The sequence below is a fragment of the Salegentibacter flavus genome (assembly GCF_900115145.1).
In the GTDB taxonomy this organism is placed as follows: Bacteria; Bacteroidota; Bacteroidia; order Flavobacteriales; family Flavobacteriaceae; genus Salegentibacter; species Salegentibacter flavus.
Map to the genome: position 1 here is coordinate 47,609 of NZ_FOVL01000006.1, position 25,976 is coordinate 73,584.

The window sequence follows — 25,976 nt, forward strand, 5'->3', positions numbered from 1 at the left end:
TCCATTAAGTTTCTTCAGAAGTACCCTGAAATTCCCTGTATTTTAAGACTCGTTTCGAGATAGGAATCAGCATTAATCCGGCAATTAGGAAGAGGCCAAAGGAAACTCTCAGATTAAAAAGATGAGCAATATAACCAACAAGGGGTGGACCCAGTAACATCCCCGCGATAGCGTAAGTTGTCACTATGGAAATAGCCATTCCGGGAGAATATTTTTCCGAAGAACCGGCAAGTAAAAAGGTCATTGGGACAACAGCAGCCACGCCGAGGCCTACCAGGCAAAATCCCACCAGAGCCGCCCAAAAATTGGGGAAAATGGTCATCAATAAAACTCCTGAAATGATAAACACTGAACTTACAATATAGGTTTTTTGCATTCCTAGCCGTTCCATTATCTTATCTGAATAAAATCTGGAAAGCGCCATAAAGATCATAAAGATGAGGTAGCCCAGTGTGAAAATATCCTCGTTCACAACATCCCTGAAGTATACGCCACTCCAGTCAAACATTCCGCCTTCGCATAATGCCGCGAAAAAAACCAGTAAGCCCAGATAGAGTATAAATTTATCGGGTTTTCCCAGTCTTAATTTATTTCCTATCGTAGATCTGTCCTTTTTCAGCAGAAAGGAAAAACTCACGGCTGCCGCCAGAGTCCCTGTAATAGCTACCATCAGGATATGATAAAACATAGGTATTTCCAGTTTTATCATTAAAGTGGAAACCGCAACCCCGGCAACTCCGCCGGTGCTCCATAAGCCGTGAAAAGATCCTATTATCTTTCGGTCAAATTTTTTCTGAAGGCTTAGGGATTGAGTGTTAATGGCGATATTGAAAATACGCATCGCAAAAGCGAAGACGGAGATCGATATCACCAGCATAAACATATTATCTGTAAAACCAATTCCCAGCAGTCCCAATGCCAGTAAAGCGAAGGAGGCCAGCAATGGCAATCGGCTCTCGAACCTGGATACAAGCCAACCAGAAATTGGTAAACCTATCATAGAACTTACCGGCATTGTGATAAGCAAATTTCCCAGTTCAGCCTCATTCAGGTCAAAGAATGTCTTCAGACTGGGGATGCGGGATGCCCAGGTCGAAAAGAAAAACCCCGAAATAAAAAAATAGGTGCTTAATGCGATACGTTGTTTCTTCCTGCTTTCCATAAGTGATTTCAAGCAGCAAATATCTCTGCTATTTTCTTAAATAGAAAATTTTATGATTGGATTATTTTCTGCTAAAGTTCTACCCTTTTTTGATGCTTATTTGCGTTTTAACTTGATCAACAAGGGAGCAGATTTTCCTGCGGGTTTGATCAATAAATTGCCTTCTCCTGCTTTAGAAGCATTTATTTCAATATCGAAACTGGAGTTGGGAGCAATTATGTTGGGCAGATTTTCTTTGTTGGTTATTTCAAAGATTTCAGGGGTATCGATTTGAAGGTAGCTTATTAAAATCGCTTGATTACCGCCTGTGTTTTTAATAGTTATTACTTCTGAAGAATTCTTAAAATCAATATTATCTGCTGAGACTATTAATTTACCTGGTAGGATAGAGTCTGCTTCAAAAGAAACCTTCTCTTCCGAAGAAAATATTTCAAAATTATCCAATTCGGGGCCACCGCCGCGATTTCCACTTCCTGCTCCAATAATTATACTATTATTTAAAGAAATTGCCTGGGTGCCGTGCCTCCCAAATTGCATATCCGGTAAAGAGGTCCAGGTTTTGGTTTCAAGGTCAAATTGTTCTACTTCGCTATGAGCGGATTCCTGCTTTTCACTTTCCCCGCCAAGAATCACCGGTTTATTATCAAGAATAGCTGTAGCAGTTCCCGCCCTGGGAGTGGGAATATCTTCAAAAGTGTTCCATTCTCCTGTTTTAAAATCGTAGATATCGGTTTGCTTTACCGTGCCGGCAAACCCATTATCGGGAACACTACCTGATCTTCTTCCACCGGCAACAAAAAGTTTATCATCTACCACAAGCGATTGAAAATGGTCTCTTGCTCTTGGCGAATCAGGTAAAGTTTTCCAGGTATTGGAATACGGATCATATTCATCAAACCAATTTACCCATCCCGAGCTGTGGCCATTAATAATTCCGTTTGTAACGTATATTTTGTTTTGGTAAACACTTACACCGGCAGCACCGCGTTGGCGATCTTTAGGAATTTCAGGCCCAATACTCCATAGATCTTCTTTTGGGTCGTAAATCAGGATATTGCCTACCGGAGTTTCATAAGGCCAGCCTCCGGTAAAAGCCCCAATAACGTAAACTAATCCGTCTAAAGCTACAGCCTGAAAATGATGAATTTCCAGGGGCGGTTTTGAGGTCTCCGACCATTTCGCTGATTGTATATTGTAGCGGTTCACCGGCTTTTCACCTCTCCCCCCAATAAGAAATAATTCGTCCCCAACTTGAACAAAAGCATTTTCGTGCCTGTTTAAAGCGTGATTTTTAGCGGGTAGTCCTTTCCAGTTTTGAGCTAAAGCCGGGGTGATAAACAAAAGGCAAAAACAAAAATAGAGAAGCTTCATATCTTAAGATTATTTAGCCGAAAGTTAGCTAATTTATAACATAAGTCTAAGCCTTTTTAAGTGGCTTTGGCTGCTAATTTTAATATGATGTTGTTTATGACTCATAATCTGGTGCATCTTGCCAAAACACTGAAAGAAAATCCGTATCCAACCAACGTAAAAAAGCTGGAAAAGGAAGCTGAAAAAATGAACAAATAGGCTTTCCTCTAGTTAGGGAGGTTTCTTATCTTGCGATTATGATAAATCTTGATCAGTACATAAGAGACATCCCCGATTTTCCTAAAAAAGGGGTAGTATATAAAGATATTTCCCCAATGCTTCAAAGTCCCGAGGCGATGCGCTTTGCGGTTAAAACTTTCATTGAAAACCTAAAAGGGGAAAAAATAGATAAAGTTATTGGGGTGGAATCCCGCGGATTTTTTTTCGCAACGCTTTTAGCCGAAAAACTCAATGCCGGGTTTATCCCAATTCGGAAACCGGGGAAACTACCTTATAAAACCCACACCGAAGCTTACGAACTGGAGTACGGCACCGATTCCCTGGAGATCCATCAGGATGCGATTGAAAAAGGGGAGAAGGTATTGGTGCACGACGATGTTCTGGCCACAGGCGGGACAGCGCTCGCTGCCTGCAACCTGGTGGAAAAACTAGGAGGAGAGATCATTCAATGTAATTTCCTTGTAGAAATAGGCTTTTTGAAAGGTCGGGATAAATTGAAGAATTATCAGGTGGAATCTCTGCTTAAGTATTAATCAAGAGCATTCTTCGTGACCCAGAGCTTCCAGCCAATAATCGCCATCTGTACTTTACTGGCTTTTTGCAGGTCGAGTTGCTTTTTTGAGTAGCTCGGTAAAACTTTCTTGTTGAAACGAGAGAGTAATTTGAAGAATTTCTTTTTCATTAGTTCCGGTTGGTTTTACCCAAAGGTATTGAAATTCAAGGAATAGGAAAAGCCCCGGTAACATCCAGGGCCTTATAAAGGGAATTGTTTTTATCTTATTCTTTTAATTTCACTTCAATGGCTCCTCCTGCTGCTTTTTTGCCATATTTTTCAATCGCTGCGGAACCCCTTATAACGTTCATAGACTTTATATCTGTGGGCTGAATCGATCTTTTTAGGTATTCCATGTCCTTTTCCTCACCTTCAACTATTACCATTGGTTGCGCGGTTTTATCTGACTGGAAGTTTGGCTGTGGATTTCTTATTCCAGTTTTAGTTGTTTCAATTTTAGTGGGTTGAAAAGCGATTAGAGAATCGGCAGATATCGGTAAAACGTCCTTTTTATCAAGTTCCCTTATCTTGACCTTTGTTCTTTCTATAGCTCCCTGGCTTTTATTCTCAACATTGGTCTCCTGTCTCTTTTTTGTCTTAACCATGATTACGCCGTTCTTACCTTTTTTCCCTACTTCTTCTATGGCCTTTTTATCTTTTAGCACATTGATTTCAGCTATCAATTCGGGATCAAGCTTGTCTAAAACTTCTTTTTCCACTTCTTTGCCATCGATCATGTACACAAGGTTCTGGGGTAAGTTTTGTTCACTGTCAGGCTTAACAACTTTTTTCACCAATTGTTCTTCCGTTTTTTGCCCTGGTTTTTTATTACCTATAGCAATAAAAGCTACTTTAGCATTTTCATGAAATTTAGCACCGATCTTAAAAGGAATTAAGTGATTGTTTTCATCGGTTTCCGATTTGAAACTACGGGAATCACCGGTTTCAAGCGTGTAAGTGATATGGATTTTTTTTAATTTATTTTCTGAGAACAGAACCTGATCCCAGTCTAGTTTTACATTTTTTTCAGCAAAAGCTTTTTTGTATTTTTCCAAATCCTTTTCAGTAGTTTTTTCTGAAAAATGGGCCTCTAAAATTTGCTGATCTTCTTCAGAAATTGAGCTGTATTTATTGTCTCCGGATTTTAATATTCTTGCTTCTGTCTTTACATTAAAAGAAAGCATAAAGGCTAAAATGAGCGGGAATAACAGCATCATTTTCCATGGTTGCTGGTTAGATTTCTGATTTTTGTTTAACATAAGGATTCGTTTTTTGATTAATGATTGATAAAACTGATTAGTAAGCGGCGGTGGAAAATTTCTGGCCGTTATTTTTACAAGCGTACGTTGATAGGCTGTTTTTTCTCCTGAAGCTGCCACTGTTTCTTTGTCTGCGATAAATTCCAGGTTTTGTTCAATGCTTTTTTTGTAAAACCAGCTTAAGGGATTGAACCAGAGTAGGGCAGTGGTGAGATTTGCAAAAAGTACATCTATAGAATGCTTTTGGCGCGCATGAACCTTTTCGTGGCAAAGAATTAAATCCAGCTCTTTTTTAGAATGAGCGTCAGGATTGTAAATGATAAACCAGAAAAATGAAAATGGGGGAAAGTCTTTTGTGGTTTCAATAAGATAATAACTTTGGTTTCTTTGAATTGGATGGGCTGAAATAAGCTTTATGACAGAAATCAACTGGAAACCGAGCCTTAACAACAAAATAAGGGTGACTATCATATAAATCCAACCTGCAAACTCCCATATATTAAAAATTGGAGAAGCTTCGTTAACGGAAGTTTCAGTAATTCCTGTGGCAGTATAATTTGACACAGGTTCTACCCAGATTTTTCTGGTAAAAGTTATGGCGGGCAATATAGCAGCGGCAACTATACCTCCAAAAAGAAATTTTCTATTAGCCACAAAATCGGTGTCTTTTTTTAGTAAAAGCACATAAACAAGGTAAAACAAGCTTAAAAGAGCAGTACTTTTCAAAAGGTAAATTAAAAATTCTTCCATGGCTATTTATTCTTTTCGATAATTTCCAGGATTTCCCGTAGCTCTTTTGCACTGATTTTTTCTTCCCTGGCAAAGGAACTCACCACGCTTTTAAAGGAGTTGTCAAAAAATCTTTTTGTCGCCAGGTTCATGAAATGTTTGCGGTATTCTTCTTTAGAGATAATGGGATAATACCTGTGGGTTTTTCCAAAAGCTTCGTGGGCTACAAAGCCTTTTTCCTCCAGCTTCCTTACAATCGTTGAAACCGTATTATAATGCAGATTTTGGTCCTTTATCTCAGGAAGGATCTCTTTTACAAAAGCTTTTTCGAGCCTCCATAGAGTACGCATTATCTCTTCTTCCTTGTTGGTTAATTTCTCCATACTACCACGTAATTAATAAAAAAATTAGAATTTGGTTTTTCAAATGTAACGAAAAAAATAGTTAGTAAACTATAAAAATAGTTATTAATTTAAAATTAGATTTCCCATAGCGGCTTACTTCTTTTATCTTCGCAAAAAAAAATATTGATGAGTATACTATTCATTTTAATAGGACTGGCGCTTTTAGTTGTAGGAGGTGAGTTTTTGGTTAGAGCGGCAGTAGCCTTATCTTTTAAATTAAGTGTCTCACGCATGGTGATCGGACTTACGGTCGTATCTTTCGCCACTTCTGCACCTGAATTAATCGTGAGTCTGCAGGCGGCCCTTGAAGGGTTTTCAGATATTTCCCTGGGTAATGTTATTGGTTCCAATATTGCAAACATTGGCCTGGTACTGGGAATCACGGCTATTATATCATCCCTTGCTGTAGACAGAGAGTTTTATCGCTTCAACTGGCCGGTGATGATGCTTTTCTCTTTTGCACTTTATTACTTTCTGAAGTCTGGTGAAAACATTTCCCGCCTGGAAGGGCTGGCCCTGCTTATTGCCCTGGTGATATATCTCATCGTTCTTATCTATCGCTCGAGGAAGAAAGCTGAATTGCCAGTGGAAGGGATTGATGATTCCCTTAAGGAAACCACGAATTTCAAAATGATCATCTGGCTTTTAATTGGTGGCGGTACACTGTGGGGTGGTTCAGAATTATTGGTTAGCGGCGCGGTCGATCTTGCAACAACCTTAGGAGTAAGTGAACGTGTTATCTCGGTGACTATGATCGCCATTGGAACCAGTGTTCCTGAACTTGCGGCATCGGTGATTGCTGCTTTAAAGAAGGAAAAAGCAATTTCCCTGGGGAACCTCATTGGTTCTAATATTTTCAATATCGCCTCGGTTTTGGGGATTACGGCATTAATTCAGCCTATTTATCTACAGTCTGATAAAATCCTGACAAGCGATATTTTCTGGATGATCGCTTTCTCTTTTGTTCTAGTTCCCTTAGCATTTCTTCCAAAAAAATATCTTTTAAGCCGATATAAAGGTATGATATTGTTTGTAGGATATGTGATTTTTATCGGTCTTGCATTTTTGGGATAAAATTAGGGGGATATATTGATAAAAGTTAAAAAATTACATCTTGACCCCTATTTTTTGGAGGGGGTATTTTAAAAATAACTACATTTGGTGCTGAAATTTAAAATTCAAACAGCACAATATGTCAACTTTACGATTTGAAGCCATTAAACAAACTTTTAACCGGAAACCGGTAAAGGTGGAAGAGCCTGCAAGAAGATCTGAAATCTTCGCGACCAATGTTTTTCATGAAGATATAATGCGTCAGTTTCTTACCAAAGAAGCTTACCAGAATGTGAAAGATGCTATAGAAACAGGGGCAAAAATAAGTCGGAATGTTTCCGATCATATTTCAACAGGAATGAAAGAATGGGCTATCTCCAAAGGAGTAACTCATTATACCCACTGGTTTCAGCCACTTACAGGAACTACCGCCGAAAAGCACGATGCCTTTTTTGATACCGTAGGGCCAACCAGTGCAATAGAAAAATTTGGAGGCGGGCAATTAGTTCAACAAGAACCTGATGCTTCCAGTTTCCCTAGTGGAGGTATTAGAAATACCTTTGAAGCCCGTGGATATACCGCATGGGATCCAACTTCTCCTGCTTTTATTTGGGGAACTACCCTTTGTATTCCTACTATTTTTGTGAGTTATACCGGGGAAGCTTTAGATTATAAAACTCCATTGCTTCGTGCCTTACAAGCGGTAGACAATGCGGCCACAAAAGTTGCTAAATATTTTGACAAGAATGTAACCAAGGTACAAGCTACCCTGGGTTGGGAACAGGAATATTTTCTCATTGATTCCGCCCTCGCCAATACAAGACCCGACCTACAACTGGCAGGACGTACTCTTTTAGGACACTCTCCGGCAAAAGGTCAGCAGTTGGACGATCATTATTTTGGTTCTATTCCAACACGGGTACTTTCCTTTATGAAAGATTTGGAGATAGAGTGTATGAAACTGGGAATTCCGGTAAAGACGCGTCATAACGAGGTTGCACCCAACCAGTTTGAGCTGGCACCTATTTTTGAGGAAGCCAATCTTGCAGTAGACCACAATTCCCTGCTTATGGATGTAATGTCTAAGGTTGCTGAAAGACATGATTTTAAAGTTCTGTTTCATGAAAAGCCTTTCGCCGGCATAAATGGAAGTGGAAAACATAACAACTGGTCCCTTAGTACCAATACAGGAACAAACCTGTTAGGACCCGGTTCTACACCGATGAAGAGTCTTCAGTTTTTAACCTTCTTCATCAATACTATTAAAGCGGTACACGATAATGAAGAATTGTTGAGAGCTGCTATCGCCAGCGCTTCCAATGATTACAGACTTGGAGCTAACGAGGCGCCACCTGCAATTATTTCTACTTTTATCGGGTCCCAACTTACCAAAGTTCTGGATGAACTCGAAAAAGTAACCGATGGCAAACTCTCTCCACAGGAAAAAACAGAACTAAAATTGAATGTTGTTGGAAAGATCCCTGAGATCCTTCTTGATAATACCGACAGGAACCGAACCTCACCTTTTGCTTTCACCGGCAATAAATTTGAGTTCAGGGCAGTAGGGTCTACCGCCAACTGTGCGAACCCAATGACCGTTCTCAATACTATAGTTGCCAAGCAGCTTAAGGACTTCAAAAAAGAAGTTGATGAGCTGATTAAGGCCAAGAAGATGAAAAAAGATGATGCTATCTTCAATGTGTTGAGAGAGTACATTAAGAAATCCAAGAAAATTCGTTTTGAAGGAGATGGATATGGCGAAGCCTGGGAAAAAGAGGCTGGAAAACGTGGTTTGAGCAATAATCGCTCTACCCCGGAAGCTTTAAAAGCTTTGGTTTCTAAAAAGACCATAGATCTTTACAAAGAAATGGGAGTGATGAATAAGGTTGAGATTGAAGCGCGTCACGAAATCGAACTGGAAGAATACTCTATGAGAATTCAGATTGAAGGTAGGATTCTGGGTGATATAGCCCGAAACCATGTAATCCCTACTGCGATTCGTTATCAGAATTTACTTATTGAGAACGTAGAAGGTCTTAAGCACATTTACAATGAAGGCTTCAAAGAACACTCCAGAGAGCAACTGGATATCATCGAGAAGATCTCGGCGCATATCGCAAATATCAACAGTAAAGTGAATGAGATGATTGAGGCAAGGAAAGTTGCCAATAAGATCGAAGATCCAGAGAAGCGGGCTTTTGAGTACTGCAATGAGATAAAACCATTCTTTGATGAGATACGATACCACTGTGATAAACTGGAGTTAATGGTAGACGATGAGCTTTGGCCATTAACCAAATACCGCGAACTCCTGTTCACCAAGTAAATTAAATTAGGTTACATCTGTTAACAAACCACGTGCTTTTAGAAGTACGTGGTTTTTTTATGGCTAAAAATTAGTCAGCTTCTGAGGTTCTAAAATTGGTAATCTCCTTATATTTGGGCCTTCAACAACAAAACAATATGAGCCAGGAAACCAGTAAACGCTACGCCCAAAGAGGTGTTTCGGCAGGAAAGGAAGATGTTCACAATGCTATAAAGAATGTAGATAAAGGCTTGTTTCCGCAGGCCTTTTGCAAAATAGTTCCCGATTATCTTACCGGAGATGAGGAATTTTGTCTCATCATGCACGCCGATGGTGCCGGCACAAAATCTTCCCTGGCTTATATGTACTGGAAGGAAACCGGAGATCTTTCGGTTTGGAAAGGTATCGCCCAGGATGCGCTTATCATGAATATTGACGATTTACTTTGTGTTGGTGCTACCGATAATATTATGCTTTCCTCAACTATTGGAAGAAATAAGAACCTGGTTCCGGGAGAAGTGATTTCCGCAATTATCAACGGAACCGAAGAACTCCTTAAAGATCTTAAGGAATTTGGAGTGGAAATTCATTCCACTGGGGGTGAAACCGCTGATGTTGGTGATTTGGTAAGAACCATTATCGTGGATTCTACCGTAACTGCCCGTATGAAACGCAGTGAGGTGATTAATAATGCCAATATAAAAGCAGGAAATGTGATTGTTGGCCTCTCTTCTTTTGGGCAGGCAACTTACGAAAAGGAGTATAACGGCGGAATGGGCAGCAACGGCTTAACTTCGGCGCGACATGATGTCTTCTCAAAAATTCTTGCTGAAAAATATCCCGAAAGTTTTGATAATGGGATTCCTGAAGATTTGATCTACTCCGGATCTAAGAAACTTACCGATAGAGTAGAAGACGCCCCGCTTGATGCCGGGAAATTGGTGCTTTCTCCAACCCGCACCTATGCTCCGGTCATCAAAAAAATACTTTCAAAATTCAGCAATAAGGAAATTCACGGGATGGTGCATTGCAGTGGAGGCGCACAAACCAAGATCCTTCATTTTGTTGAAAATCTGCATATTATTAAAGATAAGCTCTTTGAAGTGCCGCCATTGTTTAAGCTTATTCAGCAGGAAAGCAAAACCGACTGGAAAGAGATGTACCAGGTGTTCAATATGGGCCACAGGATGGAGCTATATGTAGACGAAGAGATCGCCTCAGAGATAATAGAAATCTCTAAATCCTTCAATGTAGACGCTCAGATTGTGGGTAGAGTGGAAGCTTCCGAAGAAAAAAAACTCAGTATTAAAAGTGAGTTTGGAAAGTTTGAGTACAAATAGAAATCTAACTGGTAAATTCCGGATTTATATATCCTAATTCTTCTAATTGCAGGGGACTTGTGATAAGTTTGGTGCAGCCCTTTTTTAGAAAGTATAAATCATCGGCAATTTCCTGGATTTCCTTATAAAGGTGATCAGTAATTACAAAAGCTTTAAATTGCTTTTCCCGAAGTATTTCCTGTTTAATAATATCCATATAAATCGGATCCAGGTGAGTGAATGGTTCATCAAGTAAAACCAATTTGGCATCTGACTTTATAATTAACCAGGTTTCTACCAGTCTTTTTTCTCCTCCTGAGAGTTCTGCGATTCGGTGATTTTTCTGTAATGCAAGCTTTGGAAAAATTTCGGCGAATTCAGCCCAGTTTATATTAAATAAATTGAAAAGGCTTTTCAATTTAATATTTAAGGGTAGATAATTTTTCTGCGAAAGAAATTTCACCATTTTTGTACGGTAAAATCTATTGAGATAACCTTTTCCATCTACTCTTATAAGCTGGTTATTCGCCGTGAGGTTTCCGAAGAAAATTTTAAGCAACGAGGTTTTCCCACAACCGTTTGTGCCTAAAAGTCCGGTTACTTTTCCGGTTTCGGTTTTTAAGTAGACCCCGTAGAGAATATTTTTTTCTCCAAAATTTAGTTCTATATTTTCGAGTTCAAAAACCATAGAGCAGTCTAAAAAATTTATAGGAAACAGCGGTAAGAATGAATTCGGCAATAAGACATCCGGCTAAAAGAAATCGCGGACTGATTCCAAAATTCCTAAAAAATATCAGCTTATCATCTTCAGGAGTAAATCTAAACCAGGCAAATAAACCTGTAAAAAGAAAAAATTTAAGAAGTAGCGTAACCTCTGCCGGATTCTTCATAAAAACCAGAAATGCATTCAGAATAAGGCTGGGAAAAAGAAATTTCCTGTAGAAAATAAAGAAGACTCTAATTTTTAAAATCAAACCGGAGGTTTTAGTACCGTTTCTAAAGTTATGAAAAATTGGTGGAGTGGATTTCCAATTTCAAAAACACCGCGGTTTTTCTAAAAATTTTCCATTACCCGAAATCGCCTAAAATATCGTAAATTTGCTTTCCTAAAAATCAGTTAGATTTATATGATTGAGAAGCTTAACATAGTAAAGCAGCGTTTTGATGAGGTGAATGATCTTATCATTCAACCCGATGTGATTTCAGATCAGAAACGATATATAGAATTAAACAAAGAGTACAAGGACCTTAAGGCGCTTATGGATGAGCGCACCAAATACCTTGAACTCACCAATAATATCAAGGAAGCTGAAGAGATCATTGCCGATGGCAGTGATGCCGAAATGACCGAGATGGCTAAAATGCAGTTGGAAGAGGCAAAAGAGGAACTTCCAAAACTCGAGGAGAAGATTAGAATGATGCTTGTGCCAAAAGATCCTGATGATGCCAAAAACGTAGTTATGGAAATCCGCGCCGGTACCGGTGGGGATGAGGCCAGTATTTTTGCCGGAGACCTTTACCGGATGTACACTAAATACATTGAAAGCAAAGGCTGGAAAAGTAATATTGTAGATTTTAGCGAAGGAACCAGCGGTGGTTTTAAAGAGATAATCTTTGAAGTTACCGGTGAAGATGTTTACGGCACCTTAAAATTTGAAGCCGGAGTTCACCGGGTTCAACGTGTTCCGCAAACGGAAACCCAGGGTCGGGTTCATACTTCTGCTGCTACGGTAATGGTACTTCCTGAAGCCGAAGAATTTGATGTAGAAATAGATCCTAAGGATGTGCGAATAGATTATTTCTGTTCCTCAGGTCCAGGAGGACAGTCGGTGAACACCACCTATTCAGCAGTACGACTTACTCACGAGCCTACCGGGTTGGTAGCACAGTGTCAGGATCAGAAATCTCAGCATAAGAATAAGGATAAAGCTTTTAGGGTACTTCGTTCCCGTTTATACGAAATGGAGCTTGCCAAAAAGCAGGAAGCTGATTCTGCAAAAAGAAATTCTATGGTATCCAGCGGAGACCGTAGTGCTAAGATTAGAACTTATAATTATTCCCAGGGAAGGGTAACCGATCACCGTATCAACTTAACCCTTTATGACCTTGGCAATATCATAAACGGCGATATTCAGAAGATCATCGATGAACTGCAATTGGTGGAAAACACCGAAAAGCTCAAGGAAAATTCTGATGTATTTTAAAATAGTCACCTCCGCGAAGGCGGAGGTCTCTTTTTTAATATCAATACAATTCACCAATAATTTAAATCCTCCCAAAAACCAGTTTCAATGTCCAACCAAGAACTAACCGAACAAATACTGAAGAAAAAATCTTTTTTATGTGTAGGCCTGGATGTTGATCTGGAAAAGATTCCAACCTATTTGCTTTCTGAAGAGGACCCTATTTTCAGTTTTAATAAAGCGATCATTGACGCCACCCATAAGTTTTGTGTGGCCTATAAACCCAACATCGCTTTTTATGAAGCTAATGGGATTGACGGCTGGAAAGCTTTGGAAAAGACTATAAATTATTTGCACCAGGAATACCCCGAGATTTATAGTATTGCAGACGCTAAGCGGGGAGATATAGGAAATACTTCCCGAATGTACGCCAAGACCTTTTTAAAGGATTTAGGTTTCGATTCGGTTACAGTAGCGCCTTATATGGGAAAGGATTCTGTGGAACCCTTTCTTGAATTTGAAAATAAACACGCCATTCTTCTGGCCCTAACTTCGAATGAGGGTGCTTTTGATTTTCAGACCCAAAAAATCGATGGGGAAGAACTTTATAAAAAAGTCATTCGGGTGTCCCAAACCTGGGAAAATGCCGATAGACTAATGTATGTGATTGGAGCAACAAAAGCAGAATTTCTCACTGAGATCAGAAAGATCATTCCCGAAAACTTTTTGCTGGTGCCTGGAGTTGGCACCCAGGGTGGAAAACTGGAAGATGTATGTAAATATGGTTTGAGCAAAAATGTAGGTCTTTTGGTTAACTCTTCCAGGAAGATCATTTATGCTTCTGAATCTTCTAATTTTGCCGAAATAGCCGGGGCCAAAGCTGAGATACTTCAACGACAGATGGCCGAGGAATTAAGGCAACTTTAAATATATTTTTATGGAATTGTGGGATCAGCTTCAACGAAAAATCGTATTAGATGGAGTTCCGCAGCGCGTGGTGTCTTTGGTGCCCAGCCAAACCGAACTCCTCATAGATCTGGGACTGGAAGAAACACTGGTGGGCGTCACCAAATTCTGTGTGCATCCCATTTATCTTCTGAACACTAAAAAGATCGTGGGTGGTACCAAGCAGGTTCATATAGACAGAATAAAAAATTTACAGCCCGATCTCATTTTATGCAATAAAGAAGAGAATACTCCTGAAATAGTAGAAGCTCTGGAAAAAATTGCTCCCGTTCATGTCTCAGATATCAACGAAATTGATGATGCTTTTGAAATGATGCTTCAGTATGGGCAGATATTTAACAAGGAAGAATTTGCCAAAACGATGGTGAAATCCATAAAGGATAAAATTTCAGCATTAAAGGAAATTAATAAAGGAAAACCGACAAAAAAAGCAGCTTATTTGATCTGGAAAAAACCCCTGATGGTGGCCGGAAAAAATACTTTTATCGATACTCTTTTGCAGTTGAATAATTTTGAAAATGTATTTGAAGATGAAAGATATCCGGTTACTAACCTTGAAGAACTTAAAGCGAAAAAACCTGATTTGATCTTACTGTCATCAGAGCCTTATCCTTTTTCTGAAAAGCATATTGAGTTTTTTGGAAATACTGGAGCGGAAATAAAACTAGTGGACGGGGAGTATTTTAGCTGGTATGGCTCGCGTTTATTAGGGGCCATGGATTATTTTAAAAATCTGAATTTTTAATGGTCTATTTTATCATATTCCATTCTGTGTAGTTCGTCCAATATTTTTCTTGCCTTATCATTTAACCGATCACTTTCTTCCTTATCGGTTAATGCAAGTTTGTAGGAGCGGTGCATAAGCTGTTTATACTTATCACACATGCATTCCTCTTTTGTTCTTGTTTCAAAAATCTTAAACATAGCATCATCAACCTTAAACATTCCATCTTCCTTTCGCGTACAAAGATAGATTTAGGCCTCCATAAGTTGTGCTAAGCTTTGGTTAAGCTTATTGTAAAATAATTTTTATAAGTACTGTGTTTGTTAAAAAATTAAGGTAAACCCTGGAAATTAAATGGTTTAGGTTAATCCTGCAGCGAAAAAACCCTTTTTAGTAAGGCAGTGCTTCTGGCAGCCACATTTTCCCTGATTTCCTTTTCCTCTATTGCGATCATGGTATAAACCCCTTCAAGGGCTTCGCTTGTGACATAATCCACGAGGTCCGGATTTACATTGTTGGTTAAAGGTAAATTATTATAACGGTTAATAATGTTGCGCCAAACTTCAGTTGCTCCAACTTTATCCAACGATTCCTTTACAACCGGGTTAAAACTGTTATAGAGTGGAGTCTCGGTTTTATTGGTAAGATACACTGTAGCCGCGTTTTCACTTCCCAGTAAAATGTTGCGGGCATCGGTAAAATTGATCTCTCTTACAGCATTCACAAAAATGGGTGTAGCCTCTTTAACGGCTTCCTCGGCAGCACGGTTAAGTACCTTTAAGCCTTCATCGGCTAGGGCATCCAGGCCAACATCTCTCAGGGTTTTATCTACTTTTTGCAATTCCTGGGGAAGACCAATCCTTACGAGTTCGTTACTGTAAAATCCGTTTTCTTCGGTGAGTTTCGTGACTTGTTTGTCGATGCCGTAATCGAGTGCCTGGCGCAGGCCGGAGGCTATTTCGGTGTCGGTGACTCCAATTGGATATTCACTGGCTATTTGTTGCAATTCGGCACAGGAATAAAAACTGAAAATACTTAACAGGACAAAAAACTTCTTCATAATCTGGATTTTGCTTCAAAGGTATCAATAAATTTCCGGTGAAAATATTGGAAAAACTTCAAGAGCTTCGAACTTTGCTTTTGATGTTCCATAACTGAACTCTGAAAAACGTTAATCCAACTCTTATTTCTTTGCGATTTTCGTAAATTGCGGAACCTAAATTTCGATATCATTACAAATGGAACAACAGAGCCCATATAAACCTAAAAATAAAATAAGAATTGTAACCGCAGCCTCCCTTTTTGACGGGCACGATGCCGCCATTAATATCATGCGCCGCATCATTCAGTCTACAGGTGTTGAGGTGATCCACCTGGGTCACGACCGTAGTGTTGAAGAAGTTGTGAATTGCGCGATCCAGGAAGACGCCCAGGCTATCGCAATGACCTCTTACCAGGGCGGTCACATCGAATACTTCAAATATATGTTCGATCTGCTGCAGGAGAAAGACGCGGGCCACATCAAGATCTTTGGTGGTGGAGGCGGAGTAATCCTTCCCGAAGAGATCAAGGAATTGATGAATTACGGTATTACCCGGATTTATGCTCCCGATGATGGCAGGGAAATGGGTCTTCAGGGAATGATCAATGATATGGTGAAGATGGCCGATGAAGCTCATTCCGATCTTGATGCTGAAAAATCTGTTTCTGAATTACTGAAAAATAAAGATGTTAATACCATTGCCAGGCTTATTTCCCTTGCTGAAAATAAACACGATTCCTTCCTTCAACATTTTGAGCCGTTAAGAAAGAAATTAGAAAGTAGCGAAATTCCTGTACTTGGAATTACCGGTACCGGTGGGGCCGGAAAATCAAGCCTTGTTGATGAACTGGTTCGCAGGTTTCTGTTGGATTTCCCGGAAAAGAATATCGGGATAATTTCCGTAGATCCCTCAAAAAGAAAAACCGGCGGGGCCCTTTTGGGAGACCGCATCAGGATGAATTCGATCAACAATTCCCGGGTGTATATGCGCTCGCTGGCTACAAGACAGTCTAACCTGGCACTTTCCAAACACGTAGCAGAAGCCGTGGAGGTTTTAAAAGCTTCAGAATATGATTTGATAATTTTAGAAACTTCAGGAATTGGACAAAGCGATACAGAGATCCTCGATCATTCTGATGTTTCATTATACGTAATGACTCCTGAATTTGGGGCTGCTACACAATTGGAGAAAATCGATATGCTTGATTTTGCCGATCTGGTGGCGATAAATAAATTCGATAAACGCGGGGCCCAGGATGCCCTTAGGGATGTAAAAAAACAATATCAACGCAATCACCAGCTTTGGGATGAAAAACCTGATAATCTTCCGGTTTTTGGAACCATTGCTTCTCAGTTTAACGATCCCGGGATGAATACGCTTTACCGCGAAATCATGGACAAGATCGTGGAAAAGACCAAAGTTGAACTTCAATCGGACTTTGAGGTTTCCGCAGAAATGAGCGAAAAGATCTTCATTATTCCGCCAAAACGAACCCGTTACCTTTCAGAGATCGCTGAAAATAACAGGGCTTATGATGAGAAGGCTTCCAAAGAAGCTGAGGTAGCCCAAAAGCTCTATGGAATTTTCAAAACCATAGAATCGGTTTCAGGAATGGAACTGGATAAAGAACAAGATAAATATCTTACAAAATACGGGGTTGAGCAGGACGAGATCCTTGAAGGCACAGAGGAATCTCAGAAAAACCTTATCAAACTTTTGTTTGCAGAATTTGACAGGGTTAAGATGGATCTCGATCCTCATCATTGGGAAACGATCCTGGGCTGGCAACAAAAGGTTACAAAATACCGACAGCCGGTTTACAGTTTCAAAGTTCGTGACAAAGAGATTAAAATAGATACACATACCGAATCCCTTTCGCATACTCAAATCCCTAAAGTAGCCCTGCCAAAGTACAAGGCCTGGGGTGATATTTTAAAATGGTGTTTGCAAGAAAATGTTCCGGGAGAATTTCCATATACGGCCGGCTTATATCCGTTTAAACGTCAGGGAGAAGATCCAACCCGTATGTTTGCCGGAGAAGGTGGGCCGGAGCGTACGAACAGGCGTTTTCATTATGTGAGTTTAGGACTTCCGGCAAAGAGGCTTTCTACCGCTTTTGATTCGGTTACGCTTTACGGAAACGATCCGGACCATCGTCCTGATATCTATGGAAAGATCGGGAATGCAGGGGTGTCGATCTGTTGCCTGGATGATGCGAAGAAATTGTACTCAGGTTTCGATCTTGCCGATGCTTATACCTCTGTGAGTATGACGATTAATGGTCCGGCTCCTATGCTGTTAGGGTTCTTTATGAATGCCGCGATCGATCAGCAATGTGAAAAATACATAAAAGAAAATGGTCTGCAAGATAAAGTTGAAGCGAAACTTAAAGAGCTTTACGACGATAATAATATAGACAGACCGGTTTATCGTGGAGAACTTCCCGAAGGCAATAATGGCCTTGGGCTTATGCTTCTTGGATTGACCGGCGACCAGGTTCTTCCCAAGGAAGTTTATTCAGAAATAAAGGAAAAAACTATTAGCGTAGTGCGTGGTACCGTGCAGGCCGATATTCTGAAAGAAGACCAGGCACAAAACACCTGTATTTTCTCTACGGAATTTGCTTTGCGTTTAATGGGAGATGTGCAGGAATATTTTATCAGAGAGAAAGTGCGCAATTTCTATTCGGTTTCTATTTCGGGGTATCATATCGCCGAAGCAGGAGCCAACCCAATTACCCAGCTGGCTTTCACCCTATCAAACGGATTCACCTACGTGGAATATTACCTGAGCCGGGGAATGGATATCAATAAATTTGGACCTAATCTTTCCTTTTTCTTTTCCAACGGAGTAGATCCCGAATACGCGGTAATTGGGAGGGTTGCCAGAAAGATATGGTCTAAGGCTTTAAAATTGAAATACGGTGCTAATTCCAGGGCTCAGATGTTGAAATATCACATCCAGACTTCTGGAAGGTCTCTACACGCGCAGGAAATCGATTTTAACGATATCAGGACTACCCTTCAGGCGCTTTACGCTATTTACGATAACTGTAATTCGCTGCATACCAATGCTTACGATGAAGCAATCACCACGCCAACTGAAGCTTCAGTAAGAAGGGCAATGGCTATTCAGCTTATCATAAATAAGGAACTAGGTTTGACCAAAAATGAAAACCCAATCCAGGGATCTTTTATAATAGAAGAGCTTACCGATTTGGTTGAAGAAGCGGTACTTTTAGAATTTGACCGTATTACCGAAAGGGGAGGAGTGCTTGGCGCGATGGAAACCATGTACCAGCGCGGGAAGATCCAGGAAGAGAGTTTGTATTACGAGACTTTGAAGCACAGCGGTGAATTCCCTATTATTGGAGTAAATACATTTTTGAGTTCCACCGGGTCGCCAACAGTTACTCCGGGAGAAGTTATAAGAGCTACTGAAGAAGAAAAGCAACATCAGATAAAAACATTAGAAACACTGCATACAGCAAAAGAAGATTCAGCCCAAGCTGCTTTGGATGAGATAAAAGAAGCCGCGGTAAATAACAAAAATCTCTTTGAGGTCTTAATGGAGGCCACTAAAGTTTGTTCCCTCGGCCAAATCAGCCAGGCGATGTTTGAAGTCGGCGGGCAGTATAGAAGAAATATGTAAGCAGATCGCCCTTTTTCTCAACTGAAAGGCAGAGAAAAAGGTACAGGCTGCTTATCCCGATGAGCGCAGCGATATCGGGATCTTTAGAGGAGGAAGTTGATGCAAAAAAATCTAACCCTTGCAGGTTTCTAAAACCTGCAAGGTTTTTTTATTTACTCGGGATCATCGTCAAAAGGATTTTCAAAAGGGATATCCTCATCGGGATCTTTATCGTCATAGTTAACGCCGGGTGGATTAAATAAACCCCAGCGGTCTATAATGTAATTCCATTGATCGAAAGTCTTAACCCATTCAGCAAACAAAATCCTGAATTCTTCTATGGTAGCCCTCAACATTTCCAGATAATCAACATCTTTGAAATCTTCTATTAAAAAATGATTGCAGGAAACATAAATATCCCGGGCACTTTTTCTGATAATCGTGGCATTTTCCATTTTTAAATCGTAGAGATCACCCCCGTGAGCCCCGGCTATTTTTACAGGAATTTTCATTGCATCACTCATCATGAACTGCCCGGTGCTTTTAAGCATTTCATTTTCCTCCGGAATTAATTGTACAATATGCTCTACCAGATCAAGGATTTCAATTCCTTTTTTATATAAAGGCATTTTTTCAAATTCTCTATTCATATTTTACAAAATTTAAGTCTTTTAGTTTGCCACTCTTAAATTTCAGCTTAATTTTGCAGCTTCTTAAAATTAACCTGTAACTTCGTAAGTGTCTAAAGGATAAAACTATGGAAAATTTCTGGTTGTTTGCCATAGGAGTTTTTACCGCGTTTTTCGCCATTAATAATCCGGTGGGAAATATTCCAATCTTTATGAGCCTTACCAAACAGGCCGACAGGAGCCGGAAGAAATTTATTTCTAAAAAAGCAACCTTCACCGCCTTTGTTATCGTTTCCGGTTTTATAATTCTGGGAAAATATATTTTCGAATTTTTTGGCCTTACCATTCCGGCCTTTAAAATCACCGGAGGACTTTTGGTGTTTTTTGTTGGTTTTGAGATGATAAGAGCGCAGCAATCCAGTATTGATAACCAAACCGAAATAGATTTTAACGAAGGTATTTCTATCTCACCATTAGCAATTCCAATTTTGGCAGGTCCCGGTACCATTGTAACAGCAATGAACTATACCACCACAGCCAGTTACCTTGATATGGCTATTTTGGTGGTTATGTTTGGGCTTGTAATGCTTCTCAATCACCTGGCCTTTATTTCCAGCGATTACCTGGTGCGCTTTATAGGCCAGAATAAGATTATTGTTATCGAAAAAATTATGGGATTGATTATCGCGATAATCGGAACCAACATGTTGATTGAGGGTATAAATTTAGCTTTCCTCGAATAAGCACTAAGTCTTGTGGTTTTGGAACCAGTCGGAAACCATTTTATCAAAAAGATGGATTTCTTTCCGAAGTAGGTTCAGAAATTCCACCTCTTTAACTCCACAGCCTTCCAGTTTTCTACAAAGGTGCTTAAGGTTTTTGGCCACTGCCTTGATATTTTTAACGCGCTGAAGCCTTGATTCTGAATTAGGAGCACAGGCTGCCGAAGCAATTCCTGGAGCGAGCTGTAAGGATTCAGTTACAAGAGAACCGGCTTGGTAATGCCGGGGATTAGCTGAAAAATCCATTTCAATAACGTGTTTATCATCAGAGAAATAGGCGGCCATGGCCCTGGAAATCTTAAAGATCTCTAAGGCTTTTCTGTACACGGGTAGATGGTACGTGTTATTGGGAAATGCTGAATCCATAACCTGACAATTTTAATATAAATTTACTATGGAAATTTCAGTTCTAACTTTAGGTTTTAATTCTATATATTTAATTTACCTTTGATTTTAAGGAATAATATCTAAAATAATTAAAAATGCAGCTTGATGAATTGAACTGGGCTATCCTGGAAAAACTTCAAAAAAATGCGCGGCGGTCCTTCTCTGAGATAGGCCGGGAAATCGGTTTGAGTTCTCCTGCAGTGGCCGAAAGGGTAAAAAAAATGGAAGATGCCGGGGTGATCTCAGGTTATAAAACCGAAGTCTCCTATCACAAAACAGGACATCAGCTAAAGGCCATTATTACCCTTAGAGCATTTATGGGCCGGTTAAAACCCTTTCTTGAAAAAGTGGTTGAGTTCAGAGAAGTAGTTAACTGTTATCGAATCACAGGAAATGAGAATATCATTATGGAAGTTGTGCTTTATGACCAGGTTCATCTCACCGAATTCATTGACAGGTTAATTACCTACGGCGAAATAAAAACCCATATTATCCTCTCCAATGTAATTGAGCACGCCCCTATAAAGAGGCGACTTGGTTAAAAATATTTTAAGGTTACTCTACAATTGTTAAAAACCACGCTTTGGCTACGAAACCTTAACGTAATTTTGAGCCGGTCATATTCTTTTAGTTAAATCGGGATTAATTGTAATTTTCTTAATAATTATACGACAAACCTGTGTTTAGATTTGTATCCAACAAAACAATAAAAAAAGTTATGCGAAAATATAGTCCGATTTTTTTAATATTAGCGGTAGTGACTGGGCTGATAGGCTTTACCGGTCTTAGCTTCTCCGGAATTGAAGTGGTGAGAGTATTATTTTTAATATTTGCCGATTTACTGGTAATATCCCTTCTAGCCAAATTGATTTTTCCGGCTGAAAAATTCAAATTACAGCGCGTGAAAACTAAATAAAAAATTTAATTCTGCCCCAAGATAAAAGCTTTCCTCTTAAATAGACGAAAGCTTTTTTTATGGAAGAATATTAAATTACAAAATGCGTATCTTTATATTAAAGGAGTAATATGAAACGAGGTTTATTATTAAGTTTTTTTATAGCCATTCTCTCTTTTGGTCAAATCTGCTCACAGGAAGCACGTATAGCCAAGGGAACGGTAGTAGATACTTTAAGCGTGCAGGATAGTATATCTGAAACCTTTTCAATTTACATTCCTCAGGATTTTCAAAATGGTGAAACCTGGCCTGTCCTGGTTCTTTTCGATCCTCAGGGGCGGGGTAGGCTTACTGCCCAGCTTTTTAGAAGTATCGCGGAGGAACAGGGATATATAATCGCCGCTTCCAATGAGGTTTTAAATAAATCTTCCTTGCAGACCAATCTGCCTAAAGCCAGTCGGCTTATAAACCGTTTGCTAATCTCTATGCCGGTAAATGCGAATATGGTTTATGTTGGAGGTCTGGGGGAGGGTGCCCAACTGGCATCGGCGGCACCTTTAATTTATAAGGATATTAAGGGCGTACTTGCTGTGGGCGATGCCTGGGCCAATGCAGAACTTACCGATAAATTAAAAACATTTGTTTTTAGCGCGGTGGCCGGCGATGAAGACGCTAAGCTTTTTAATATGCAAGCGCTGGTTGAATTTTATAAGCAAAGGAAATTTCCTACTGAAATTAATTATTTTGATGGAAAAAATAACGAGTGGCCTGATTCATTTGTGTTAAGCAATGCAGTAAACGCTTTTACCCTTGATGCTATTAACAGAGGGTTTAGAGAGAGTAATCAGGAATTGGTGCAGCGATTATTCAGCAACGAACTTGAATCAACCGAGATGCTTCGGCGCCAAAGGAATTACTATCAGGCTTACGAAAAGCTTGAACAGATGGAAGCCAAGTATGCACTCTTTGATGTAAATACCGATGAGCTGAAAGATCGTATGAAGTCTTTAAGGCGTAACAAAGTATATAGACAGCAACGTAGGGATTTTAGGAAAGCAGAGAATCTGGAAGCTGAAAAGCAGGAGGAATATCGTTACCTGATGGAAATGGATATCATAAGTACCAATTTTGAAAATATTGGGTGGTGGGAATACCAAATGGAAGAACTTCAGGAGCTGTATGAAAAAGGCAATCTTGCAGAAAAAAAAGTCTACAACCGATTACAGGATTTTCTGCAGGAACTTTCCCGAAGCCATTTCAATATTATCATGGAAAGCCAGGCTGGGATCGATACTAAAATTTTTGTGAGTGTTTTGAGAACCGCCCTTGATAAGGAAGATCCTGAAGCATATTTAAAAATTATTTCCCTTGCAGGCCACGATGGGGATCACCAGACAGCCCTGATGTATCTGGAAGACCTATTAAAAACTGGTTATGACGATATGGATGCTTTGTATGAAATTGATGGAATTCTTGATTTGAAACTGAGCAAAGAGTATAACGATTTAATAAGAAAATACCTGGGAGAATCAAAATACTATAAGCAATCCTGAAAATGAAGTTTGTTGTTTTTTCTCTGTTTTTGGTCATCTTTGATCTTTGTATAGCCCAGGAGAAGGAGTATTTGGCTGAATTGCAACAACATCGTAAAGCGATTGACTTAAAATTTGCAGATGAAGAAGAATCTCCACTTGAAGAAAACGATCTTCGGGATTTTAAAAATCTGGATTACTTTGAGGCAGACCCCAAATTCAGGCTAAAGGCAAAATTTGTGAGGACTCCAAACACGCCATTATTTGCAATGCCTACCACAACTTTGCGACTTCCGTTATACCGGAAATATGCCGAGATTTACTTCAGCCTTAATGGAAAGAAATATAAGTTAGATTGTTACCAGAATCAAGAATTAATTTCAGATCCTGAATATCATGATTATTTATTTCTTCCTTTCACCGATCTCACCAATGGCGAAACCACCTACTCCGGCGGACGGTATTTGGACTTAAGGATACCGGAGGGTGATTCCATTATTTTAGATTTTAATAAAACATATAATCCTTACTGTGCTTATAACGGTGAATATTCCTGCCCCGTGGTTCCGAATGAAAATCATCTGGAAATCCCTGTTGCTGCCGGGGTTAAAAAGTTTTAATCAACTTTCATTTATTCCCAGACTTGTATAGGCTGCTGTTCCGTGCTCATGAGCATCCAAACCTTCGATCTCTTCGATTTCTGTAACCCTTAAGCCAATGCTTTTCTTTAAGCCGAAAAGAATAATGAATGAAGAAGCTACACAAAACAGACCAACGGCTAAGATTCCTGCAAACTGATTTAATAATTGGGACCAACCTGCCAGTTCTCCGAAAATTCCTACTGCCAGGGTACCCCAAATTCCGCAAACCAGGTGTACGGATATTGCGCCCACCGGATCGTCCAGTCTTAAACTATCAAGAAATGCCACTGCCAGGACTATCAATACTCCGGAAATGAAACCAATAGCGAGGGCATCAATAACCCCCATTAGGTTGGCGCCGGCAGTTATTCCTACTAATCCTCCAAGAACTCCGTTCAGGATCATACTCAAGTCGTTGTCACGATATCTAAGGTAGGAGACCACAAAGGCTCCAAGACCTCCGGCAGAAGCAGCAATACAGGTGGTGACCAGCACCAGGGAGGTTGTGGCAGGATCGGCGGAAAGAACAGAGCCGCCATTAAAACCAAACCAGCCAAACCAAAGTAAAAATACCCCAACTGTAGCTAATGGAATGCTATGGCCGGGAATCACACTTATCTTCCCTTCTTTAAATTTTCCAATTCTTGCACCTAATAAAGTAATGCTCACCAGGGCTGCCCAGCCTCCCACAGAATGAACCAGGGTTGAGCCGGCAAAATCGTAAAAACCAAGTTTGTCCAGAAAACCGCCACCCCATTTCCACATTCCGGTTATGGGGTAGATGAAGCCAACATACAATATCGAGAAGATCAAAAAACTTGAAAGTTTGATTCGTTCAGCTACTGCACCGGAAACAATAGTAGCTGCGGTTGCTGCAAACATTGCCTGAAACAGAAAATCGGTATAAAAAGTATAAGCACCATCGGCATAATCGGCAGAGAGACCGTTGGAGGGTAAAAGCAAACCAAAATTGGAAAATCCGAACACCGCTCCAGCGAAAGTTTCTCCCGGGTACATTAAGCTAAAGCCAACAAGGGTGTATGAAAGTATCCCGATTATTAAGATCATAACATTTTTGAAGAGAATATTGATGGTGTTTTTGGCCCGGGTAAGCCCTATTTCGAGTAGAGAGAAGCCCAGATGCATAATAAATACAAGAGCTATGCAGATCATCATCCACAAGTTGTTGGTGGTAAAAACAGCGTAGTCCATGCTAATTAAGAGATTTTATTCCGGTTTCCCTGGTTCGTATTCTATAAACTTCTTCGACCGTGGAAATAAATATTTTCCCATCGCCCACATTCCCGGTATAAGCGGTTTCTAAAAGAATATTGATCGCTGCTTCGGTAAAATCCTCGCTAACGACCATAGAAAGCATACGTCTTTGAATATCGCTGGTACTATAGGCAACCCCGCGGTAAACCTTCCCGTGTTTTTCATTTCCAACTCCGGTGACATCCCAGTAGGTAAAGAAGTTCACATCAATTTGTTGAAGGGCATTCTTAACCTCCTCGAATTTCGATTTTCGGATTATTGCTTCAATCTTTTTCATATGTGTTTTTATTGTCTTTTGATGTTCATAGGTAATTCTCATATCGGTAATCGCCCTTATGTTGAATTCCGGTTATGTCTATTTAGTATGTTCAAATCGACTGTTGATTTGATCCAAAAGTATAAAATAATTCTTCAGAAGAATAAAAATTAGGGGTGTGATGCTAATTTTTATTAAAATATAGAAAACAACCCCTATAAAATTAGGGGTAACATAAATATAGGTGCGTTTTTTATGGAATTCGTATGTGGAATTCGGGGGTTATAACGATTTAGAGAAGAAAAGACCTAAACCTATAGCAAGAATTCCCAGGATAATACTACCCAGAGTATAAATTAGAAAATGAAGATAATCTCCCGACTTTAGAAGGCTTTGATTTTCAAAAGCAAAAGTGGAAAAAGTGGTGAAGCCTCCACAAAACCCTACAGCAAGTGCAAGATTGATATTTGAATTCAGGGCATTGTTCTTTATGGCCCAGCCGAGAATAATTCCCAGTAGCAAGCTTCCCAGTATATTAACCGTAAGGGTGCCATATGGAATATTGAAATGAGCTTTGTTAAGGTATTTGGTTACCAGAAATCTTAAAGCGCTGCCAAGGCCACCTCCTAAAAATACAAGAATAATTTGTTTAGTCATTA

At 39.8% G+C, this 25,976-nt stretch carries 26 protein-coding genes; 13 read left to right on the forward strand and 13 right to left on the reverse strand.

Annotation, left to right across the window (positions count from 1 at the left end; genetic code table 11):
- Nucleotides 1-4: 4 nt before the first annotated feature.
- Entirely contained in the window at nucleotides 5-1,162 is a 1,158-nt protein-coding gene (locus tag BM266_RS06300) for an MFS transporter (RefSeq protein WP_093407306.1), read from the reverse strand.
- 96 nt (nucleotides 1,163-1,258) lie between these two features.
- Nucleotides 1,259-2,533 carry a Kelch repeat-containing protein gene (locus tag BM266_RS06305; RefSeq protein WP_093407308.1) on the reverse strand — a complete coding sequence of 425 codons (1,275 nt, stop codon included), beginning with the start codon at nucleotides 2,531-2,533 and terminating at the stop codon, nucleotides 1,259-1,261.
- A 66-nt stretch (nucleotides 2,534-2,599) separates the two neighbouring features.
- Here BM266_RS06305 and BM266_RS17480 point away from each other — a divergent pair, with 66 nt between their 5' ends.
- Nucleotides 2,600-2,731 (forward strand): hypothetical protein, encoded by a 132-nt coding sequence (locus BM266_RS17480; RefSeq protein ID WP_262506697.1) that lies wholly within the window; start codon nucleotides 2,600-2,602, stop codon nucleotides 2,729-2,731.
- Nucleotides 2,732-2,769: 38 nt separating this feature from the next.
- Nucleotides 2,770-3,285, forward strand: a complete 516-nt coding sequence (locus BM266_RS06310) for an adenine phosphoribosyltransferase (RefSeq protein WP_093407311.1) — start codon at nucleotides 2,770-2,772, stop codon at nucleotides 3,283-3,285.
- On the opposite strand, the gene BM266_RS06315 is transcribed toward BM266_RS06310, so the two are convergent.
- The 3 genes from BM266_RS06315 to BM266_RS06325 form a co-directional block, all read right to left on the reverse strand.
- Nucleotides 3,282-3,434: an SsrA-binding protein gene (locus tag BM266_RS06315; RefSeq protein WP_093407313.1), complete on the reverse strand. Its 153-nt coding sequence runs from the start codon at nucleotides 3,432-3,434 to the stop codon at nucleotides 3,282-3,284. The two genes, BM266_RS06310 and BM266_RS06315, sit on opposite strands and share 4 nt — an antisense overlap.
- A gap of 95 nt (nucleotides 3,435-3,529) precedes the next feature.
- Complete coding sequence (locus BM266_RS06320) at nucleotides 3,530-5,314, reverse strand: M56 family metallopeptidase (RefSeq protein ID WP_093407316.1); 1,785 nt, start codon at nucleotides 5,312-5,314, stop codon at nucleotides 3,530-3,532.
- A gap of 2 nt (nucleotides 5,315-5,316) precedes the next feature.
- Nucleotides 5,317-5,676 carry a BlaI/MecI/CopY family transcriptional regulator gene (locus tag BM266_RS06325; protein WP_093407318.1) on the reverse strand — a complete coding sequence of 120 codons (360 nt, stop codon included), beginning with the start codon at nucleotides 5,674-5,676 and terminating at the stop codon, nucleotides 5,317-5,319.
- A 147-nt stretch (nucleotides 5,677-5,823) separates the two neighbouring features.
- On the opposite strand from BM266_RS06325, the gene BM266_RS06330 reads away from it, so the two are divergent.
- From BM266_RS06330 to BM266_RS06340, 3 genes are all read left to right on the forward strand, one after another.
- A complete protein-coding gene (locus BM266_RS06330) occupies nucleotides 5,824-6,771 on the forward strand; it encodes a calcium/sodium antiporter (RefSeq protein ID WP_093407321.1) in 948 nt (315 codons plus the stop codon).
- A gap of 118 nt (nucleotides 6,772-6,889) precedes the next feature.
- The gene (locus BM266_RS06335) at nucleotides 6,890-9,076 is read left to right on the forward strand and encodes a glutamine synthetase III family protein (protein WP_093407323.1); all 2,187 of its coding nucleotides are present in this window, start codon (nucleotides 6,890-6,892) and stop codon (nucleotides 9,074-9,076) included.
- A gap of 137 nt (nucleotides 9,077-9,213) precedes the next feature.
- The gene (locus tag BM266_RS06340) at nucleotides 9,214-10,395 is read left to right on the forward strand and encodes an AIR synthase related protein (RefSeq protein ID WP_093407326.1); all 1,182 of its coding nucleotides are present in this window, start codon (nucleotides 9,214-9,216) and stop codon (nucleotides 10,393-10,395) included.
- 4 nt (nucleotides 10,396-10,399) lie between these two features.
- On the opposite strand, the gene BM266_RS06345 is transcribed toward BM266_RS06340, so the two are convergent.
- Nucleotides 10,400-11,062, reverse strand: coding sequence for an ATP-binding cassette domain-containing protein (locus tag BM266_RS06345; protein WP_093407329.1), 663 nt, complete (start codon nucleotides 11,060-11,062; stop codon nucleotides 10,400-10,402).
- A 439-nt stretch (nucleotides 11,063-11,501) separates the two neighbouring features.
- Between BM266_RS06345 and prfA the strand changes: the two genes are divergently transcribed.
- From prfA to BM266_RS06365, 3 genes are all read left to right on the forward strand, one after another.
- Entirely contained in the window at nucleotides 11,502-12,578 is a 1,077-nt protein-coding gene (gene prfA, locus BM266_RS06355; RefSeq protein WP_093407333.1) for a peptide chain release factor 1, read from the forward strand.
- A gap of 87 nt (nucleotides 12,579-12,665) precedes the next feature.
- A complete protein-coding gene (gene pyrF / locus BM266_RS06360) occupies nucleotides 12,666-13,484 on the forward strand; it encodes an orotidine-5'-phosphate decarboxylase (protein WP_093407336.1) in 819 nt (272 codons plus the stop codon).
- Nucleotides 13,485-13,494: 10 nt separating this feature from the next.
- Complete coding sequence (locus tag BM266_RS06365) at nucleotides 13,495-14,268, forward strand: ABC transporter substrate-binding protein (RefSeq protein ID WP_093407338.1); 774 nt, start codon at nucleotides 13,495-13,497, stop codon at nucleotides 14,266-14,268.
- Here BM266_RS06365 and BM266_RS06370 read toward each other — a convergent pair.
- Nucleotides 14,265-14,468, reverse strand: coding sequence for a Lacal_2735 family protein (locus BM266_RS06370; protein ID WP_245760397.1), 204 nt, complete (start codon nucleotides 14,466-14,468; stop codon nucleotides 14,265-14,267). The two genes, BM266_RS06365 and BM266_RS06370, sit on opposite strands and share 4 nt — an antisense overlap.
- A gap of 143 nt (nucleotides 14,469-14,611) precedes the next feature.
- Nucleotides 14,612-15,307, reverse strand: coding sequence for a DUF4197 domain-containing protein (locus BM266_RS06375; protein ID WP_093407341.1), 696 nt, complete (start codon nucleotides 15,305-15,307; stop codon nucleotides 14,612-14,614).
- Nucleotides 15,308-15,485: 178 nt separating this feature from the next.
- On the opposite strand from BM266_RS06375, the gene BM266_RS06385 reads away from it, so the two are divergent.
- A complete protein-coding gene (locus BM266_RS06385; RefSeq protein WP_093407346.1) occupies nucleotides 15,486-18,941 on the forward strand; it encodes a methylmalonyl-CoA mutase family protein in 3,456 nt (1,151 codons plus the stop codon).
- 152 nt (nucleotides 18,942-19,093) lie between these two features.
- On the opposite strand, the gene BM266_RS06390 is transcribed toward BM266_RS06385, so the two are convergent.
- Nucleotides 19,094-19,570 carry a hypothetical protein gene (locus tag BM266_RS06390; RefSeq protein WP_093407348.1) on the reverse strand — a complete coding sequence of 159 codons (477 nt, stop codon included), beginning with the start codon at nucleotides 19,568-19,570 and terminating at the stop codon, nucleotides 19,094-19,096.
- Between the two features lie 107 nt (nucleotides 19,571-19,677).
- Here BM266_RS06390 and BM266_RS06395 point away from each other — a divergent pair, with 107 nt between their 5' ends.
- Nucleotides 19,678-20,292: a MarC family protein gene (locus BM266_RS06395; protein WP_093407351.1), complete on the forward strand. Its 615-nt coding sequence runs from the start codon at nucleotides 19,678-19,680 to the stop codon at nucleotides 20,290-20,292.
- Between the two features lie 3 nt (nucleotides 20,293-20,295).
- Here the strand turns inward: BM266_RS06395 and BM266_RS06400 are convergent, their stop codons facing one another.
- Nucleotides 20,296-20,697 (reverse strand): hypothetical protein, encoded by a 402-nt coding sequence (locus BM266_RS06400; protein ID WP_093407353.1) that lies wholly within the window; start codon nucleotides 20,695-20,697, stop codon nucleotides 20,296-20,298.
- A gap of 116 nt (nucleotides 20,698-20,813) precedes the next feature.
- Between BM266_RS06400 and BM266_RS06405 the strand changes: the two genes are divergently transcribed.
- The 3 genes from BM266_RS06405 to BM266_RS06420 all read left to right on the forward strand — a co-directional run bounded on the left by BM266_RS06405 (nucleotide 20,814) and on the right by BM266_RS06420 (nucleotide 23,765).
- On the forward strand, nucleotides 20,814-21,260 hold the full coding sequence (locus BM266_RS06405) for an Lrp/AsnC family transcriptional regulator (RefSeq protein ID WP_081209655.1): 447 nt from the start codon (nucleotides 20,814-20,816) through the stop codon (nucleotides 21,258-21,260).
- Nucleotides 21,261-21,744: 484 nt separating this feature from the next.
- Nucleotides 21,745-23,166 (forward strand): hypothetical protein, encoded by a 1,422-nt coding sequence (locus BM266_RS06415; RefSeq protein WP_093407358.1) that lies wholly within the window; start codon nucleotides 21,745-21,747, stop codon nucleotides 23,164-23,166.
- Between the two features lie 2 nt (nucleotides 23,167-23,168).
- Entirely contained in the window at nucleotides 23,169-23,765 is a 597-nt protein-coding gene (locus BM266_RS06420) for a DUF1684 domain-containing protein (RefSeq protein ID WP_093407361.1), read from the forward strand.
- Here the strand turns inward: BM266_RS06420 and BM266_RS06425 are convergent, their stop codons facing one another.
- From BM266_RS06425 to crcB, 3 genes are all read right to left on the reverse strand, one after another.
- A complete protein-coding gene (locus BM266_RS06425) occupies nucleotides 23,766-24,998 on the reverse strand; it encodes an ammonium transporter (RefSeq protein ID WP_093407363.1) in 1,233 nt (410 codons plus the stop codon).
- Between the two features lies 1 nt (nucleotide 24,999).
- Entirely contained in the window at nucleotides 25,000-25,338 is a 339-nt protein-coding gene (locus tag BM266_RS06430; protein ID WP_093407577.1) for a P-II family nitrogen regulator, read from the reverse strand.
- A gap of 261 nt (nucleotides 25,339-25,599) precedes the next feature.
- Entirely contained in the window at nucleotides 25,600-25,974 is a 375-nt protein-coding gene (gene crcB / locus BM266_RS06435; RefSeq protein WP_093407366.1) for a fluoride efflux transporter CrcB, read from the reverse strand.
- Between the last annotated feature and the right edge of the window lie 2 nt (nucleotides 25,975-25,976).